This window comes from Aquabacter sp., from assembly GCF_965279295.1.
GTDB lineage: Bacteria > Pseudomonadota > Alphaproteobacteria > Rhizobiales > Xanthobacteraceae > Aquabacter.
The window spans coordinates 68922-85646 of record NZ_CBDIHQ010000008.1 but is presented as its reverse complement, the minus strand read 5'-3'; the positions used below and the strand labels follow the sequence as shown (position 1 = coordinate 85646).

Sequence of the window (16725 nt, the reverse complement as noted above, 5' to 3'; positions counted from 1 at the left end):
GCCCCGGAACCTGCGCATCGGCCCGGCGGGCCACACTCGATGAACCCGGCAGGAAAATCGACGAGTGCGGCGGACGGTGCGGATGCGGTGGCTGACGTAACGGTGCATCTTGCTGGACGCGGCGGAATGGCCTTTGCTTTCCGCGCCGGGCGATCGCCGGAAAACGCGTCGGGGGATATGCATCGTGCTCGGCCTGAACGCTCCAATTAGGGAGGCAGCCGCCGGCTGGTGGCGTCACCTGACGTTCTTCTGGCGCGCGCAGGTTCTGGGGTGGGGCCTGTTCGTGGTGGTCGATCTGGCGAACCGCCAGTTCACCTATCGCAGCTTCCCGGTGGCGCTGGCGCTCACCCTCATCATCTGCCCGATCCTCATCGCGCTTTCAGCGGGCCTGGGCTGGGTCTACTCGCGCCATGTGCGGGATGCGCGCCTCACCCTGCGCTCGCTGACCATCATCTTCGCCATGTCGACGATCGCCGCCGCCTCGGCCGTGACCGCCATCTCCTTCGTCCGGAGATGGACCGGCTGGAGCATTCCCGAATGGGGGCCGGTGGAGGAGGTGGCGGTGCCGCTCATCCACTACACCATCGTCCTCGCCGGCTGGAGCATCGGCTATTTCTGGGTCCGCACGGTGAGCGAGAAGCAAGCGCAGAGCCGCCGGGCCTTGGCCGCCGAGGCGGATGCGCTGCGCGCGGAAATCCAGCACCTGCGGCTTCAGCTCGACCCGCATTTCCTGTTCAACGCGCTCAACGGCGTTGCCGAGGAAATCCCGGAAAATCCCGAGGCGGCGCTCGCCATGATGCGCGACCTCACGGACTATCTCCGGCATTCGCTGGCGGGCATCAACAATCCGGTGGTGCCGGTGGAAGCGGAGGTGGCCTCGCTCGCGGCCTATCTGCGAATCCAGGAAGCCCGGTTCGGCCAGCGGCTGCGCACCCACCTTCATGTCGACGCCGCCGCGACCGCCCGGCCGATCGCCAATTTCCTGCTCCAGCCCCTGGTGGAAAATGCGGTGAAGCACGGCGAGCGGGCGCACGGCCTCGACATCGATATCGACATCGCGATGCAGGCGGGGGCGCTGAAGGTGGAAATCTCCAACACGGGCACCTTGGAGGGCACCACCGGGCGGCGGCGCGGGCGCGGCATCGGCGTGCAGAATGTCCGCCGTCGGCTGGCCCTGCACTATCCGGACCGTCACACCTTCACCTTGCGCGAGATCGCGGGCAGCAGCGAGCGGCCACGGGAAGGCCGTGTGGTCGCGACCCTGGTGCTGGAAGGAGAGCCGTGCTCAGGAGAATTTACGCCCGAAGCATTTCATTGAGACGCGGCGACATCTTCATCTAAAAAGGTGGTGCTTCATTCCGGGACGCAACGGCTCGGCATGATGTATCGGTTCATGTCAGTATTCGTCGCGCAGACGGAGGTGGTGGTTTTCATGTGCGAAGAGTGTGAGACCGAGGCGCCGCACGAAAACTACGCCCAGAAGCGGGCGCGGATCGCGGCCTATTGGACGCCGATGCGCTACAGGCCGGTAGAGGCAAGGGCAGACGCGCGCACGCCGGCTTCCGTCGCGGCCACGGACGCCGCGCGCGGGCTGGTGCAATCGGCTGGTGCTTTAAAGGCAAGCGTCGGGACGCTTTGAAGCCAGCGTCCCGAGCGGGTCCTCATCCCGTGTATTCGAGGATATGCATGCCGGCGCCCCAGCGGTCGATCAGATACAGGCGCCCGTGCTCATCGGTGCCGATATCGTTCGACTGGATGGCCTCCTGTCCCACGGGCGTCTCCGGCACGTAATAGCCGACTTCCTTGGGCCGCAACGGATCGCTGACATCCACGGCGCGGAGCCCCGCGTTGAAGTAGGTGAGGAACACGATGTTCGCCCAGGGGCCTTCGGTCCTGATGTCCTCAAGGATGTTGTGCGCACCGAAGCGGCCGGGCCGGTGGAAATACTTTTCCCGCTCGGGGAAGAAGTTTGAAACCGGCATGGGATTGGTCTCGTCGCGGATATCGACGACCCACATGAACTGCGCGTCCCAATAATTCTGCTTGGCCCGCGCTTCATCGGTGACGATGAGATAGGGCTTGTCACCGACCGGCCAGGCGGTGTGCGTACCGCCCGGGAACGGCGGCGACCAGCAGACGTGGCCGACGAGATCCATATTGCGCAGGTCGGTGCAGTCGATCACGGCAACGCCGCCGCCCCAGAAGGCGGCATACATGCGATTGCCACGAATGACGGGCGGTCCATGCAAAGTGCAGGTGGCATCGGCAGGCATCGGGTCGTTGCCAAGCGAGGCATCCTGCGCCTTCTGCCATGGCAGGCCCCAGATGCTGACGATGTCAGGCTTGAGCGGGTCACGCAGGTCCAGCGTCCAGATCACCCGCTTGTGCCAGCCCTCGGCATCGCAGGGTAGAAGGGCGAGGTTGCGCTCGCGGTCGATGCCGAAACGGTGCGGGCCGCTTCCCGGCATGTCATAGAAGCCAACCTGCTTCGGCTCACGCGGGTTTCTAATGTCGAAGATATAGAGTCCGCCGCGACCATCCTTGCCCTTCTCGCCGGCAAGCTTTTCCGAATTGACGTACAGCAGATCCTCGCCAACCAGCCGGAGCTTGTGGCAATGAACGCCCGGCGGCGCGCGGAATTCGGCGACCTTGTGCGGCTTGCGCGGGTCCGAAACGTCATGGACCGTGAAACCCTCCGGCGCATTGAAGCTCGAGCCGCCGACCGAGCCGACATAGGCATAGCCGTTCTTGACCTCGACCAGACTGCCGCCGCCGAAGGCGGCTGAGGGGTCATGGCCCAACAGGCGGAAATTCTTTGCCTCTTCAGGAAAGCGTTCGCTCATTGCTTTTTTGCCCTGCTGATCTGCTGAACCTATTTGGAAACGTCTGCGATAGCCTCGTTGTTCGGTAAAACGGGGACAATCTTTGCGGCATTGTAAAATGTAATATTACATTACCGACGAAATGCTGCCGCGCGCCCTGCAACGTGCGGCAGCGGAACGTCACTCCACCTTGACGTCGGCCTGGCGCACGACCTTCGCCCATTTTGCCGTCTCATTGGCGACGAATTTGGCGAAGTCCGCCGGCGTCCCCGGCGCCGGCGTGCCGCCGAGTTCGACCAGCCTGGCGCGATGCTTCGGATCGGCCATTTCCGTATTCACTTCACGATTAAGCTTTTCGATGATGTCCGCCGGCGTCTTCAGGGGCGCGTAGAAGCCCTGCCAGCCGGCCGCCTCGAACCCCTTCACCGTGTCGGCGATGGGCGCAACATTGGGCAACAACTCTTGCGGCGTCAGCGAAGCCACGCCGATCGGCCGGACCTGACCTGCCTTGATGAAGGACAGCGAGGAGACGACGATATCGAACATGACCTGGACGCGATTTGCGATCAGGTCGGGCAGGGCCTGGGCCGCGCCGCGATAATGAACCGGCACCATGTCGATGCCCGTCATCATCTTGAAATACTCGCCGCATAAATGCTGCAGCGTGCCCGCTCCCACCGTCGCATAGTTGATCTTGCCGGGGTTTTCCTTGGCGTAGGCGATGAATTCGGCAACCGTCTTGATCGGCAGGCTCGGATTGACCTCCATCACCACCGGGGTGCGTACGGTCGCCGCGACAGCCGCCATGTCGGTGTTCGAGAAGCCTATCCTGCCGGCATAGAGCGTCTGATTGATCGCGATTGCGGTGGAGGCGTAGAGCAGCGTGTAGCCATCGGCCGGCGCGTGGATGACGAAGTCGGTGGCGAGGTTGCCGCCCGCGCCCGGCCGGTTATCGACGATAAACGGCGAGCCGAGACGCTCCGAAAGCCATTGGCCGAAGAGCCGGGCGTTGATGTCCGATGCCGACCCGGCGCCGAAGCCGGACATGACGCGCACCAGCCGCGAAGGATAGGTATCCGCCCACGCCAGGCGAGACAGCGCGGGCATGGCAAGGGCTGCGCCTGCGGCTTGAAGCAGATGACGACGATGAAGCGCCACGATATGTCCTCCCTGAGATTTTTTGAGCGCGGCGCGCGTTGGATCGCACGCCTTTTGTGTTCAGCTTCTTAGAGCGTCATCGAGCCGCCGCCGTCGACGTACCAGGCAGCGCCGGCGACATAGCTGGTGCGTTCCGAGGCCATGAAGGCGACGACCGCGCCGACTTCCTCCGGCGTGCCCATGCGGCCAACCGGCACTTTCGCGACGCGCTGTTGACGAACCTCGGCTTCTGTCTGGCCGGTCATCTTGGCCCATTCGACCATGGTTTCGTCCTGGCGTTCGGTATTGATGATGTACGGGACGACGGCGTTGATGAGGATATTGTCCTTGGCCAGTTCGACAGCCAGCGACTTCGTCAGGTTGAGCAGTGAGGAATTGTTGAGCGCCGCGGGCACCACCGTGTAGTGCGGCTGCCGCCCGGCCAGCCCGGAAATGTTGATGATGCGCCCCCATCTGCGCTTGCGCATATCGGGTACGACGTGACGAATACAGCGCGCTGCCGGCAGGAATTTCTGTTCTAGCAAACCGCTCAAATCGGCGTCGCTCATCTTGAGATAGTCTTGGGGAATGACCGTCGCAGCTGAGTTGACGAGGATGTCGATTTTCCCGAACCGCTCGATGGTTTTTGCCGTCATCGCGGCAATGGCGTCATCGTCGGCAAGGTCGGTCGGCACGCCGAAGACCCGATCCGGGGCCTGCGCGCCAAGCTCGCGCACCGCGTCCGCGTTGATCGAAGGGTTTTTGCTGACCAGCACCACCGACGCGCCCTCAGCGAGCAATTCCTTTGCGCAGGCCTTGCCGATGCCCCGGCTGCCGCCTGTCACGATTGCCACTTTGCCGTTAATTCGCAGGTCCACGAAACGCCTCCCAAGAGACTGCCGGGAAGCCTTGTCGCTGGCGGCTCCCTTCAGCTCACCCTTACATCGTGAATGCCTATCTCACAATGCTGCATCTCTGGCTTGCCTCGTAGTTACCGTGGTTTTATGGGTTACCGAAACGCAATATCTGCAGATCGAGGCGTGAGATCATATGTTTATAGGTTATACCTGAATGTATTTTGGCTTCTTTTTCTATTTATCGGTGGCACAGTACCTAACGTAAATCATTAAATTTCACGAATTTTGCGCAATTTATGAAATATCATTTTCATTTTGTGCTTTTGATATTTGTGCTGCGCGCGTTTTTATCCTCAGAATGACGGATAAACTTCGGCGGCGCGCGTGGTTTGACAGGCGGCCGGTCGCCAGACGCAAAGATCGAGCGTCTAAAAACTGTCGGAGGGGAAACGCTCTATTCTGAGGCGCGGCGCGGCGCAAGGGCCGGGCGATGCGCGCTTTGCAAATGCCTCGCCGGCCTGCGATTGTGGCATTATATTCGGGTGAGGCGCGCCAGATACTGGCTATCCCTATGATTTTGTTTCAGAGTTTTGATCTGGAGGAGGAATCGTGCTCCGGGTCCTGATCGTCGATGACGAACCCCTCGCCCGTCGGGCCATTCGGCGGCTTCTGTCCGCGCATGCCACGGTGGATGTGGTGGGCGAGGCGGAGAGCATCGCGGAAGCCCAGGCGCTGATCATGCGCACCCAGCCGGCCCTGATCTTCCTCGATATCGAGCTGAACGGCGGCGACGGCTTCGATCTCCTGGAGGCCCTGGAGTATCCACCGAAGGTTGTGTTCATCACAGCCTATGCCGAGCACGCCGTGGAGGCGTTCACGGTGGACGCCGTTGACTATCTGCTCAAGCCGGTGGCCCCGGAACGGCTGGCGGAAGCACTCGCGCGGGTCGAGCGGGCGATCGCGGCCAGCGTCAGCAAGGACGAGGCGGGGCTCATCGAATTGCGCACGCCCTCGCGCACCGTGCTGGTCGCGGCGGGCGAAATCGCTGCCGTAAAAGCCGATGGAGATTTTGCCCGCGTCATGCTCGCAGACCAGCCCGCGCTTATGATTTGGCGAACTTTGGCGCATTTCGAGACGCTTTTGCCCAGCCCGCCCTTTCTGCGCCTCGGCCGCTCGCTGATGATCAACCGGGACCGCCTGCGCGGCATCGATGCCCGCAGCCGGGACGATGTGCGCCTCACGCTCCAGGGTATTTCGGAGCCGCTGTCGATCGGCCGAGCCGCCGCCGTCCGGTTGCGGGAAGCCATGGGAAATTACCGGCTTTGAGCGTTGCTGATCGGATTTTGAAGCAAAGCTTACCTACGGGCATTATGTCGCATCACTCTTGCTGGTTGTTTTTTATGAACATTACGTCAGAAATTAAAGGTATCTAATAACCTTTTTTAGAATGAGCCGAAACTTTTCCATTCGCTCCCGCTGGACAGCCGCGCCGCCCCCTGCTCAACCTCACCTTGCGACATTGGCGGTATCCATCAGCCGCCGCCATCGTCTGCTGGATTGCTGGGGTGAGCCATGTCTAAGGGTGATTTCACAGATTTTCTGAACGCATTGCGCGCATTCGAATCCGGGGTCGATTACGACCGCTATCTTACCGGACAGATCACCGAAGCACAGATTCGCAGCTGGGTCGGCGATGCCAACTGGAACGCCTACAAGATTGGCCAGCTCACCTGGCATGACATGCAGTATACTTCGGTCAACGCCCTCGGTTTCGTCGGTTACCAGTTCGGTGAAGCTCTGCTGAATGACCTTGGCTATTACAAGGGTAACACCGGCAACCAGTGGACCGGCACGTTCACCGGCAAGAACGGCGTCGACAACTTTACGGAATTGAAGACCGACATCCAGGAAGCCATCATCCTCGATGCCTTCGGTTTCAACCTGAACGTCATCGAGAGCGGCCTCGCAGCCAAGGGCACCAGCCTCGACGCGCTGATCGGCACTGCACGCACCTACAAGGACACTAACGGGCAGGACGTGACCGTCACGCTCACCATGACCGGCATTCTCGCCGCGGCGCATCTGCGCGGCGCCTGGGGCACGCTCGACCTGCTGAACAACGGCAGCGCCTCGGCCGACGAATACGGCACCTCGATCCTCAAATATATCCAGCAGTTCGGCGCCTATGACTCGCCGGCCGCCTCGATCATGATCGCGGCCTACACCTCGGGCAAAACCCTCTCGCTCGCCGAAGAGCTGTGGCACGACGATTTCAACAATGACGGCGTCATCTCTGACTATTCCGGCTGGGACGGCACCCAGATCGACGGCGGCTCCAGCGGCACCGGGGGCGGCGGCACCGGGGGCGGGGGCGGCGGTACTGGCGGGGGAACCGGCGACGGAGTCGCCACCGTCACCACCATCAACTGGTCCTGGGGTGCCAACACGGTGCTGGCGTTCGAGCCGGCCAATGACGTGCTGGATTTCGGCTGGTTCCAGGCGGACAATTTCTCCATCGCCGAGGTGGGCGGCTCCGTCGTCATCACCATCGTCGGCAACAACCAGACCTATACGCTGTCGGGTGTTTCTCTGGCCCAATTAAGCATGGCCAACATCCGCGCCAAGGATGCGTCCGCCGTCTCCGAATGGGACGCGGCATTCGATTCCGCCGTGCCGGCCGCGCCGACCATCGCCGTAAGCGATGCCACAGTCGCCGAAGGCAATTCCGGCACCGCGCAGCTCGTGTTCACGATCACCCTCTCCAAGGCCGCCACCGGCCCCGTGACGGTGCAATATGCCACAACGCACGGCACTGCCACCGCGGGCACCGACTATACCGCCGCCACCGGCACAGTGACCTTCGCGGCCGGTGAGACCTCCAAGACCGTGAGCATCGCCGTGAAGGGCGACACCACCGTGGAGGGCAACGAAACGGTCACGCTGAAGCTTACCGACGCGACGGGTGCCACCATCGCCGACGCCAGCGGAACCGGCACCATCACCAATGACGACGTAGCCCCGACGCTGCCGGCCATTTCCATCGCCGACGTGACCGTGGCCGAGGGCAATTCCGGCACCACGCAGGCCTCGTTCGTGGTGACCCTCTCCAAGGCCGCAACCGGCCCCGTCACCGTCACCTATTCCACCGCCAACGGCACGGCGGCCGCCGGGTCCGACTACACCGCCGCCACCGGCACCGTGACCTTCGCCGCCGGCGAGACCTCCAAGACCGTCAATGTCGCGATCACCGGCGACACCAGCGTCGAGGCCAACGAGACATTCACGGTCAATCTCGCCAACGCCTCCGGCGCCACCATCTCCAAGGCCGCAGCCACCGGCACCATCACCAATGACGATGTGGTTGTGACGCCGCCGGCCATTTCCATCGTCGACATGTCGTTGGCCGAGGGGAATACCGGCACCACGCAGATGTCGTTCGTCGTCACCCTCTCCAAGGCCGCAACCGGCCCGGTCACGGTGAATTATTCCACCGCCAACGGCACGGCCACATCAGGCTCGGACTACACCGCCGCCACCGGCACCGTGACCTTCGCCGCCGGCGAGACCTCCAAGACCGTCAATGTCGCGATCACCGGCGACACCGCTGTGGAGGCCAACGAAACCTTCACCGTCAACCTCGCCAACGCCTCGGGCGCAACCATCGCCCGTGCCACCGCCACCGGCACCATTACCAACGACGATGTCTCGGTGACGCCGCCGACCATCTCCATCGTCGACGTCACGGTGGCCGAGGGCAATTCCGGCACCACGCAGGCGACATTCGTGGTGACCCTGTCTAAGGCGGCAACCGGTCCGGTCACGGTCGCTTATTCCACCGCCAATGGCACGGCCACATCAGGCTCGGACTACACCGCCGCGACCGGCACGTTGACCTTCGCAGCCGGGGAGACCTCCAAGACCGTGAGTGTTGCCGTGAAGGGCGACACCACGGTGGAGGCCAACGAGACCTTCACGGTCAATCTCGCCAATGCCTCCGGCGCCACCATCGCCAAGGCTGCTGCCACCGGCACCATCACCAATGACGACGCGGCCCCGGCCAATAGCGCGGTGCTGGATTATACCGTCGCCACCAACTGGGGCACCGGCTTCACCGGCAGCATGGCGGTCGAGGCGGGCGCGACGGCGATCAACGGCTGGACCGTGGAGTTCGACGCGAGCTTCAACATCACCAGCATCTGGAATGCGGAAATCGTCAGCCACGTCGGCAATCATTATGTGATCCGCAACGTCTCCTGGAACGGAGCCGTCGCCGCCAACAAGGAAACCGCCTTCGGCTTCTCGGCGACCACCACGGGCAGCGCCACCGCCGCCACCGGCTTCCTCATCAACGGCGCGCCCTCCGGCAGCGGCGGTTTCCCCGCCATCTCCATCGGCGATGTTGCGATTGCGGAAGGCAATTCCGGCACCAGCAACCTCAGCTTCACGGTGACGCTGGACAAGGCCGCCACCGGCCCGGTCACGGTCGCCTATTCCACAGCCAACGGCACGGCAACCGCGGGCTCGGACTACACCGCTGCCACCGGCACCGTGACCTTCGCCGCCGGCGAAACCTCGAAGACCATTCAGATCAAGGTCACCGGCGACACCAGTGTGGAAGCGAACGAGACCTTCACGGTCAACCTCGCCAACGCCTCCGGGGCCACCATCGCCAAGGCCGCCGCCACCGGCACCATCACCAACGATGACGTGGCGGTGGTCCTGCCGGCGATCTCGGTCGCGGACATGGCGGTGGTCGAGGGCAATGGCGAACATTCGCACTTCATGTTCACGGTAACCCTGGACAAGGCCGCCACCGGCCCGGTCACAGTGAACTACGCCACGGCAAACGGCACGGCGACCGGCGGCTCGGACTTTGTCGCGGGCTCGGGCACCGTGACGTTCGCCGCCGGCGAAACTTCCAAGACGGTGCATGTCGACATCATCGGCGACACCTCGGTGGAGGCGAACGAGACCTTCACCCTCAACCTCTCCAGTCCGTCCGGCGCCACCATCGCGCGCGGCACCGCCACCGGCACCATCACCAATGACGACATCGCGGCCGCCCTGCCGGCGATCTCCATCGGCGACATGGCGGTCACCGAAGGCAATGGCGAGCATGTGCACTTCATGTTCACCGTTACGTTGGACCGGGCCGCGACCGGCCCCGTCACGGTGAATTACGCCACCGCCAACGGCACGGCGACCGCCGGCTCCGATTATGTCGCGGGCACGGGCACCGTCACCTTCGCGGCGGGCGAGACCTCCAAGACCATCCATGTCGACATCGTCGGCGACACGGTCGTCGAGGCCAACGAGACCTTCACCGTCAATCTCAGCGGTGCGTCGGGCGCCACCATCGCCCGGCCGGTCGGCACCGGCACCATCACGAACGACGACGGCGCGCCGGCCGTACCGACAATCCAGGTCGCCGACGTATCGATGCGCGAGGGCAATTCCGGCTCCGCCGAGATGATGTTCGTCGTCACCCTGTCCCAGGCGGCAACCGGCACTGTCACGGTCAATTATTCCACCGCCAACGGCACGGCGACATCCGGCTACGACTACACCGCGCTCTCCGGCACGCTGACCTTCACTGCGGGGCAAACCTCGCAGATGATCCACGTCATGGTGAACGGGGACACCGGTGTGGAGGCGAACGAGACCTTCACCCTGAACCTCTCCAACGCCGTCGGGGCCACCATTGCGGATGCGTCCGCCATCGGCACCATCACCGACGACGACACCGTGGTCGATCCCGGCACCGGTCCGGGGAAGACCTACACCATCACCTCGCTGAGCGTGGCCGATGTGGTCGGGTTCAATCCGGCGGTGGATGTCATCGACCTCGGCAATGCCAATATCCATTCCTTCATCATCATCGATACGCCACAGGGCGTTGGCTTCGCCAGTCCCTGGAACAGCGAGACGGTGATCATCCAGGGCGTGCGGCTGGCCGATCTCACGGTCGATAACTTCGCCTATATCGACAACAACCATCTGCGCGAGGCGCTCAGCGGCGCGCTGGCCTGGGAAAATGGCCCGGCTCTGGAAGCCCACACCGTCTACATGCGCTCGCACGAAGTGGGCCAGGTGGACAAGGTGGCCTTCGACCCCGCGGTGGATGTCGTGAGCTTCAAATATTACGGCAGCCGCGAGCAGCTCAGCATGGCCGACAGCGCCGAGGGCGTGGTCATCACGGACGGGACGACGGGACAGAAGCTGGTCCTGCTCGGGGTAGATATCGCCGATCTCGCGCAGAAGAACTTCGAATTCACCTTCACCCAGGTGCGCGAGGACGACCTCTCCAACAAGATCGGGATGGGCAACGCGGCCAATTCCCAGATCGTCGACTTCGACATCCCCATTGCCGGCGGCGGCACGGTTGCGGGCGCTTCCGGCTCCCACGCCGGCGTGCTCGGCGAGGATGACCACACCGACCACGATCACAGCACCATGGTGGCCACCACCGCCGTCACCGAAACCACCATTGTGACGACGACGGAAACCACTGCGGACACCGTCCACACCCATGGCACGGAGCCGTGCCCCGATCACTCGGGCCATCTGGCGAACGGCGTTGCCGACACGACCTCCATTGCCTGGGCCTGGGGGGCCAACAAGGTGGTCGACTTCGACACCGCGCTGGACACGCTCGACTTCGGCTGGATGGGCAAGGACAGCTTCTCGGTCGCGGAAGTGAACGGCTCCACCGTCATCACCATCGAGGGCAACAGCCAGACCTACACCCTCACGGATGTGTCGCTGGTGGAACTGTCCCTCTCCAACATCGCGGCGAAGGATGCCGGCGCGCTGGCGGAGTGGACCTCGGCCATCGGCGCCGCCAAAGCCGCCAACGAGTGCGAATGCTGCCTCGAAGCGGCGGAAGCCGCGCACGACCACATCATGTGACCCTTTTGGACGCCCCCGCTCGGGGGCGTCCAAAACCGGCTTGCCGTCAGCCTGCGGCGAGCACCTCAAGTTCCGCCATCAGCGCATCGGGCACCGGAACGCCGTCGCGAGCCCGCGCCACCGCGAGCGCGCGGGAACGATCGCCCGGCAGGAAGATTTCATCCACGCCCTCCTGCCGTGGCAGCGCCTGTACCGTGGCGCGGACCGCGTCGATCTCGGCGGCGAACGCCTCCGGCGTCGTGAAGGCGTTGATATCCATCACCATCAGCAAGGCGCTCGATCCCTGGCCAGGGCCATCCGGCTGGGCGAGGGTTGGAACAAGCACTGGCGCGCCGGCGAGAACTCCGGTCATGGCCTCGAACAGCAGCGCCAGCCCCGAGCCCTTCGGTCCGCCGAGCGGCAGGGGGATCGTGCCCTCCTTCGCGCGGGTGGTGGGCTGGCCGTCCTTGGTCAGCGCCCAACCCTCCGGGATTTCCGCATCGCGCGCCGCCAGCTGCCTCAGCCGGCCGAACGAGGTCACGCTGGTCGCCATGTCCAGCAGGATGGGCGCGCCGCTACCGCCCGGAACCGCCATGGCGATCGGGCTGGTGGAAATGCTCGCCACCTTGGCACCGTGATAGGCCATGATCGGCTTGCCCGAGCAGATGACGATTGCCGCCATGCCGGCCTCCGCTGCGCGCAGGGCGTAATAGCCGATGGCGCCGGTGTGGGTGGTCCGCCGCACCATGGCGAAGCATCCGCCCTGGGTGCGCGCCCGCTCGATGGCGATATCGGTTGCGGCCACCATGGCGACCGGCCCGGCGGCGCGGTCGGCATCGATCAGCAGGGTGGCGGCGAGCTGCTTCTCGATGGTGAGGCGCCCGACCGGGTTCATCTCACCGCTGCGGATCATCTGCACATACCACGGCACGCGGACCACACCATGGCCGTCGCGGCCGGTGAGGTGCGACCAGACCAGCATATCGGCGAGGATCGCGGCATCCTCGGCCGAGCTGCCGAACTTGGTGAAGATGCGCACCACCAGATCATGGAGATGGGCCGGATCGCGGAGCGGCACGCTTGCCTTGGTTGAAACAGGACTGTCACTCATTGCGCGCTCAACTCCCTTTTTTAAGGGCGTACCGCCGCGCCGGGCTCAGTCGCGATGACCGGGCGGCGGGCCGTCGCCCCAAAGATTTACCGCGTCCTTCGCGCTCCACACTTTCGGGCGCTGCGGCCGGTCCCTGTGCCAGGGCCGCGGATCATAATAGCCAAGTTCCTCGTTGGACATGGTGTCCAGCTCGGTGAACAGCTCGATGATCTGCCCCTGCGGGTTGCGGTGGTAGGTGAAGATGTTGTGGCCGATGCCGTGGCGCCCCGGCCCCCAGGTCAGCTTGCAATTTTTGCGCGAAAGCCAGTCGCACGCGTTCTGAAGGTGCGCCCAATCGCGAAGCTCGAAGGCGATATGGTGCATGCCCCGGCGCGGCGCAGAGATGAAATTGCAGGTGTGGTGGTCCGGGCCGCAGCGCAGGAAGACGAAGAAATCCTCCATCCAGTCGGAAACCCGGAAGCCGAGGATGTCCCGGTAGAAGCCGACCGCCCGCTGGATGTCATCAACAAAGAAGGCGATGTGGCCGAGCTTGAGCGGCGAAACCGCAGGATTGGGTGTCATGAGCACCGGATTGGGCGTGGCATTGAACAGCTCGATCCCGGTGCCGTTGCAGTCTGTGAATGCCAGGACTTCGGAAATATCCGGATGGGGATCGCGCCGCAGTTCGCTGACGATGCCATTCTTCCCCAGCCAGCTCGCAATGTCCGCCAGGGCGATCTCCAGGCTGGTCTGGAACGCCAAGGTGCGGCAGGCGGTCTGCGCCCCGGAAATAAGGAGGATGCAGGTCTCCCCCAGTGGGCTCGCCAGATGGATGCTGCCGCCTGCGCGGGCGGTTTCGGATAGCCCGATCACGCCACAATAATATTCGGCCAATTCCTCGGGGTCCGGCGAGACGAAGGCGGCGAACGCCAGACGCGAAATCCTGATCATCGGGATAGCAAGGCCCCTTGGTGCCGGCAGCGCCGCCTGCCTGAGAAATTAAACCTCATATGATATTTAATCAAGCTGCGCGGCAATTGTCCTCCCGCTCCCTCTTCCCGGTTCATTCCGTTATGAGAGACGGGAACCCATCGGGGAGCCCAAGACGACATGGCCGCAGGAGCGCCGCGCAGAAGCCGCCGCACGGAGGCGCAATCCCGCACCCAGGCGCGCCTCGATGGCGCGGAGGCGGTGCTGCGCGGCGAACTGTCCCTGCTCTGGCGCATCCATGTGCTGTCCTCTCTCATGGTCCGCCGCGTCCAGGCCGACCCAAGCCTGCATTCCGGCCTGTCGCTGGTGGCATGGCGGGTGCTGCTGACCCTCGCCCATGTCCCCGGCCTCTCCGCCAACGAGATCACCAGCCTGTGGGGGTTCGAGAAAATGGCGGTCAATCGCGCCGTGAAGGAATTGCTGCTGCGGGGCTTCGCCGTCGGGGAGGTCGATCCGCACGGCGGGCGGCGCATTCCTCTCGCGCTGACGCCAGACGGCATCGCCTTCCATGCCGCGACCTGGCCGGGCGCGGCCAACGACTATGGCGCACTCGCCGACGCGCTGACGCCGCAGGAGTTAGCGACGCTCTCCAGCCTCATGGACAAGCTGATCACACAGGCGCGGCAGGTGACGCAGGCCTGAAGCCGCATCTTCAGGCGGAGACCGGGAAATAATCCGCCAGCCAGTTGCGGATCACGCCCCAGATGCGCGGATTGTCTTCTGCGAACATCCAATGGTCGGCATCGCTGAACAGATGCAGTTCCGTGGGCTGGCCGGCGTGCTTGAACAGCGAAATCGACTGCTCCGTGGGTGTCACGGAATCCGACGCGCTGTGCAGCAGCAACAGCGGGCGCGGCGCGATGGCGCCCACCACCTCATCCGCCATGAAGTCGTACATGCTCTGCGCGGTCTCGGCGGGGAATTCCTGGAGCGCGTTGGCCGGCCACAGCTTCACATGCTGCTTCGCCATGTTGTCCTTCACATGGGTCGGCACGGGCACGATGTCCTGGCGCGACACCATGAGCGAGCGGCCGTGCGCGGCGCGGAATTTCGGTCCGTCTTCGAGAATTTTCGTGAACCGCGCCCAGGCCTCCGGCGTCGCGTGCTGGCCCCGGAACTTGCGCTCGCCATTGCCCCAGCCGCCGTTGGAGATGACGGCGGCAATGCGCGGGTCGACACCACCGGCATAGACCGCCACCGCCGCGCCGAAGCTGGTACCCACCACGGCGATCCGCGCGGGGTCCACGCCGGGCTGCGTGGCGAGGAAGGTCACGGCGTTGCGCGTGTCGGCCACCTGCTCCATGCAGATCAGCCGCCCGCGCTCGCCGCCGCTGGTGCCGCAGCCGCGCATGTCGAAGCGCAGGGTCACATAGCCCAATTCGTTCAGCAGCTTGGCCGGCCCCATGACATTGCCGGACTCCTTGGTGCTGCCGAAGCCGTGCAACACCAGAAAGGCGCCCCGCAGCTCTCCCTCCGCCAGAGCATCGGGCACGGACACGATGCCGGAAAGCATCAGCCCATCGGAGGGGATCGACACCGGATATTCGGCCATGACGCATCCCTCCCAGGGGTCGGCGGCTCGCTCGGCCGCACTGTTGCGAAATCAATTATCATTTGTGGGTTGATTTGCAATGTGGGGGCCAGCCAGCGGCATTAAGGAATTGCATGCCGTCCCCGCGTCAGGTTAGGCGCCTCTTAACCGAGATGCCGCATTGTTCGGCGAATTCCGCGACACAGAGACATGCCAGTTACATCCGCTCAGATCGCTCCCGAGGACCGCCGCTCTCCCTTCGTCCGCCTTGCCGAATTGCTGGCGGGCAAGGAGCCGGGGAAGCCTGCCCTCAGCGCGGCGGTGGGCGAACCCCAGCACGCCATGCCAGTATTCGTGCCCGGTGTGCTTGCCGAGAGCCTCGCCGGGTTCGGCCGCTATCCCCGCGCGGAGGGCCTGCCCGCCTATCGCAAGGCGGCGGCAGACTGGCTGGACCGGCGCTATGTCCTGCCGCGCCCGGTGGACCCTGAGCGCGAACTCCTGGTGCTGAACGGCTCCCGCGAAGGGCTGGTCGCCGCCGCCGTGGTGGCGAAGCGACTGGTGTCCGAGCGTGCCGGCCCACCGGTGATGCTGCTGCCCAACCCGTTCTATGCCGCTTATGCCGCCGGAACCGAGCTTGCCGGCTGCGAGGTGGTGGTGATGCCGACCACCAAGGAGAGCGGCTGGCTGCCCGATCTGGATGCCCTCGACCCCGCGCTCCTGGCGCGCACGGTCGCGGTGTTCATCGCCTCCCCCGCCAATCCGCAGGGCGCGGTGGCGTCAAAAGCCTATCTCTCGCGGCTGGTGGAGATGACACGGGCGCACGGCGCCTATCTGTTTTCCGACGAGTGCTATTCCGAGATCTATCTCGGCAACCAGGCCCCCGCCGGCATCCTCGAAGCCTGCGGGTCGGACTTTTCCGGCGTGCTGGCGTTCAATTCGCTCTCCAAGCGATCCTCCCTGCCGGGCCTGCGCTGCGGCTTCTGCGCCGGTGACGCCGACTTCATTAAGGCCTTCCTGGCGTTCCGCTGGGTAGCCTCGCCCCAGGTGCCCGAGCCGCTCCAGATGGTCGGCCTCGCCGCCTATGGGGACGAGGCCCATGTGGATGCCTCGCGCGCCCTCTATCGGGACAAGTTCGACCTTGCCGACCGGGTGCTCGCCGGCCGGTTCGGCCATGAGCGCCCCGCTGGCGGGTTCTTTCTCTGGCTCGACGCCAGCGCAGTCGGCGGCGGCGAAGCCGCGGCGCTGAAGCTGTGGACCGAGCAGGGGCTGCGCACCGTGCCGGGCGGCTACCTCGCCCGCCGCGCCGCCGACGGCATCAATCCAGGCGACCCCTATATCCGGGTCGCCCTCGTGCAAGATCTTGAAACATGCGCCGAGGTGTTGAACCGCCTCGTCGCCGGACTGACCTGA

General features: G+C 64.4%; 12 protein-coding genes. 6 read left to right on the top strand and 6 right to left on the bottom strand.

Features of this window, described 5'->3' with window-relative positions:
- Positions 1 to 184 precede the first annotated feature (184 nt).
- Together ADADO0_RS02920 and ADADO0_RS02915 are read left to right on the top strand one after the other, a co-directional pair.
- Positions 185 to 1318, top strand: a complete 1134-nt coding sequence (locus ADADO0_RS02920) for a sensor histidine kinase (protein ID WP_511303590.1) — start codon at positions 185 to 187, stop codon at positions 1316 to 1318.
- Between the two features lie 75 nt (positions 1319 to 1393).
- On the top strand, positions 1394 to 1639 hold the full coding sequence (locus ADADO0_RS02915; protein ID WP_511303589.1) for a hypothetical protein: 246 nt from the start codon (positions 1394 to 1396) through the stop codon (positions 1637 to 1639).
- Positions 1640 to 1661: 22 nt separating this feature from the next.
- On the opposite strand, the gene ADADO0_RS02910 is transcribed toward ADADO0_RS02915, so the two are convergent.
- The 3 genes from ADADO0_RS02910 to ADADO0_RS02900 all read right to left on the bottom strand — a co-directional run bounded on the left by ADADO0_RS02910 (position 1662) and on the right by ADADO0_RS02900 (position 4837).
- Positions 1662 to 2843, bottom strand: coding sequence for an LVIVD repeat-containing protein (locus tag ADADO0_RS02910; RefSeq protein ID WP_511303588.1), 1182 nt, complete (start codon positions 2841 to 2843; stop codon positions 1662 to 1664).
- A gap of 159 nt (positions 2844 to 3002) precedes the next feature.
- Positions 3003 to 3980, bottom strand: coding sequence for a Bug family tripartite tricarboxylate transporter substrate binding protein (locus ADADO0_RS02905; protein WP_511303587.1), 978 nt, complete (start codon positions 3978 to 3980; stop codon positions 3003 to 3005).
- Between the two features lie 68 nt (positions 3981 to 4048).
- Positions 4049 to 4837 (bottom strand): SDR family oxidoreductase, encoded by a 789-nt coding sequence (locus ADADO0_RS02900; RefSeq protein ID WP_511303586.1) that lies wholly within the window; start codon positions 4835 to 4837, stop codon positions 4049 to 4051.
- A 588-nt stretch (positions 4838 to 5425) separates the two neighbouring features.
- Between ADADO0_RS02900 and ADADO0_RS02895 the strand changes: the two genes are divergently transcribed.
- Positions 5426 to 6142, top strand: a complete 717-nt coding sequence (locus tag ADADO0_RS02895) for a LytR/AlgR family response regulator transcription factor (RefSeq protein ID WP_511303585.1) — start codon at positions 5426 to 5428, stop codon at positions 6140 to 6142.
- A 246-nt stretch (positions 6143 to 6388) separates the two neighbouring features.
- Positions 6389 to 11725 carry a beta strand repeat-containing protein gene (locus tag ADADO0_RS02890; protein ID WP_511303584.1) on the top strand — a complete coding sequence of 1779 codons (5337 nt, stop codon included), beginning with the start codon at positions 6389 to 6391 and terminating at the stop codon, positions 11723 to 11725.
- Positions 11726 to 11771: 46 nt separating this feature from the next.
- Here ADADO0_RS02890 and ADADO0_RS02885 read toward each other — a convergent pair whose 3' ends face one another.
- Both ADADO0_RS02885 and ADADO0_RS02880 read right to left on the bottom strand, forming a co-directional pair.
- Positions 11772 to 12815 carry an Ldh family oxidoreductase gene (locus tag ADADO0_RS02885; protein ID WP_511303583.1) on the bottom strand — a complete coding sequence of 348 codons (1044 nt, stop codon included), beginning with the start codon at positions 12813 to 12815 and terminating at the stop codon, positions 11772 to 11774.
- A 45-nt stretch (positions 12816 to 12860) separates the two neighbouring features.
- Positions 12861 to 13745 carry a VOC family protein gene (locus ADADO0_RS02880; protein WP_511303582.1) on the bottom strand — a complete coding sequence of 295 codons (885 nt, stop codon included), beginning with the start codon at positions 13743 to 13745 and terminating at the stop codon, positions 12861 to 12863.
- 159 nt (positions 13746 to 13904) lie between these two features.
- Between ADADO0_RS02880 and ADADO0_RS02875 the strand changes: the two genes are divergently transcribed.
- Positions 13905 to 14426: a MarR family winged helix-turn-helix transcriptional regulator gene (locus ADADO0_RS02875; RefSeq protein WP_511303581.1), complete on the top strand. Its 522-nt coding sequence runs from the start codon at positions 13905 to 13907 to the stop codon at positions 14424 to 14426.
- A 10-nt stretch (positions 14427 to 14436) separates the two neighbouring features.
- On the opposite strand, the gene ADADO0_RS02870 is transcribed toward ADADO0_RS02875, so the two are convergent.
- Complete coding sequence (locus ADADO0_RS02870) at positions 14437 to 15336, bottom strand: alpha/beta hydrolase (RefSeq protein WP_511303580.1); 900 nt, start codon at positions 15334 to 15336, stop codon at positions 14437 to 14439.
- A 189-nt stretch (positions 15337 to 15525) separates the two neighbouring features.
- Between ADADO0_RS02870 and ADADO0_RS02865 the strand changes: the two genes are divergently transcribed.
- Positions 15526 to 16725 (top strand): aminotransferase class I/II-fold pyridoxal phosphate-dependent enzyme, encoded by a 1200-nt coding sequence (locus tag ADADO0_RS02865; protein ID WP_511303579.1) that lies wholly within the window; start codon positions 15526 to 15528, stop codon positions 16723 to 16725.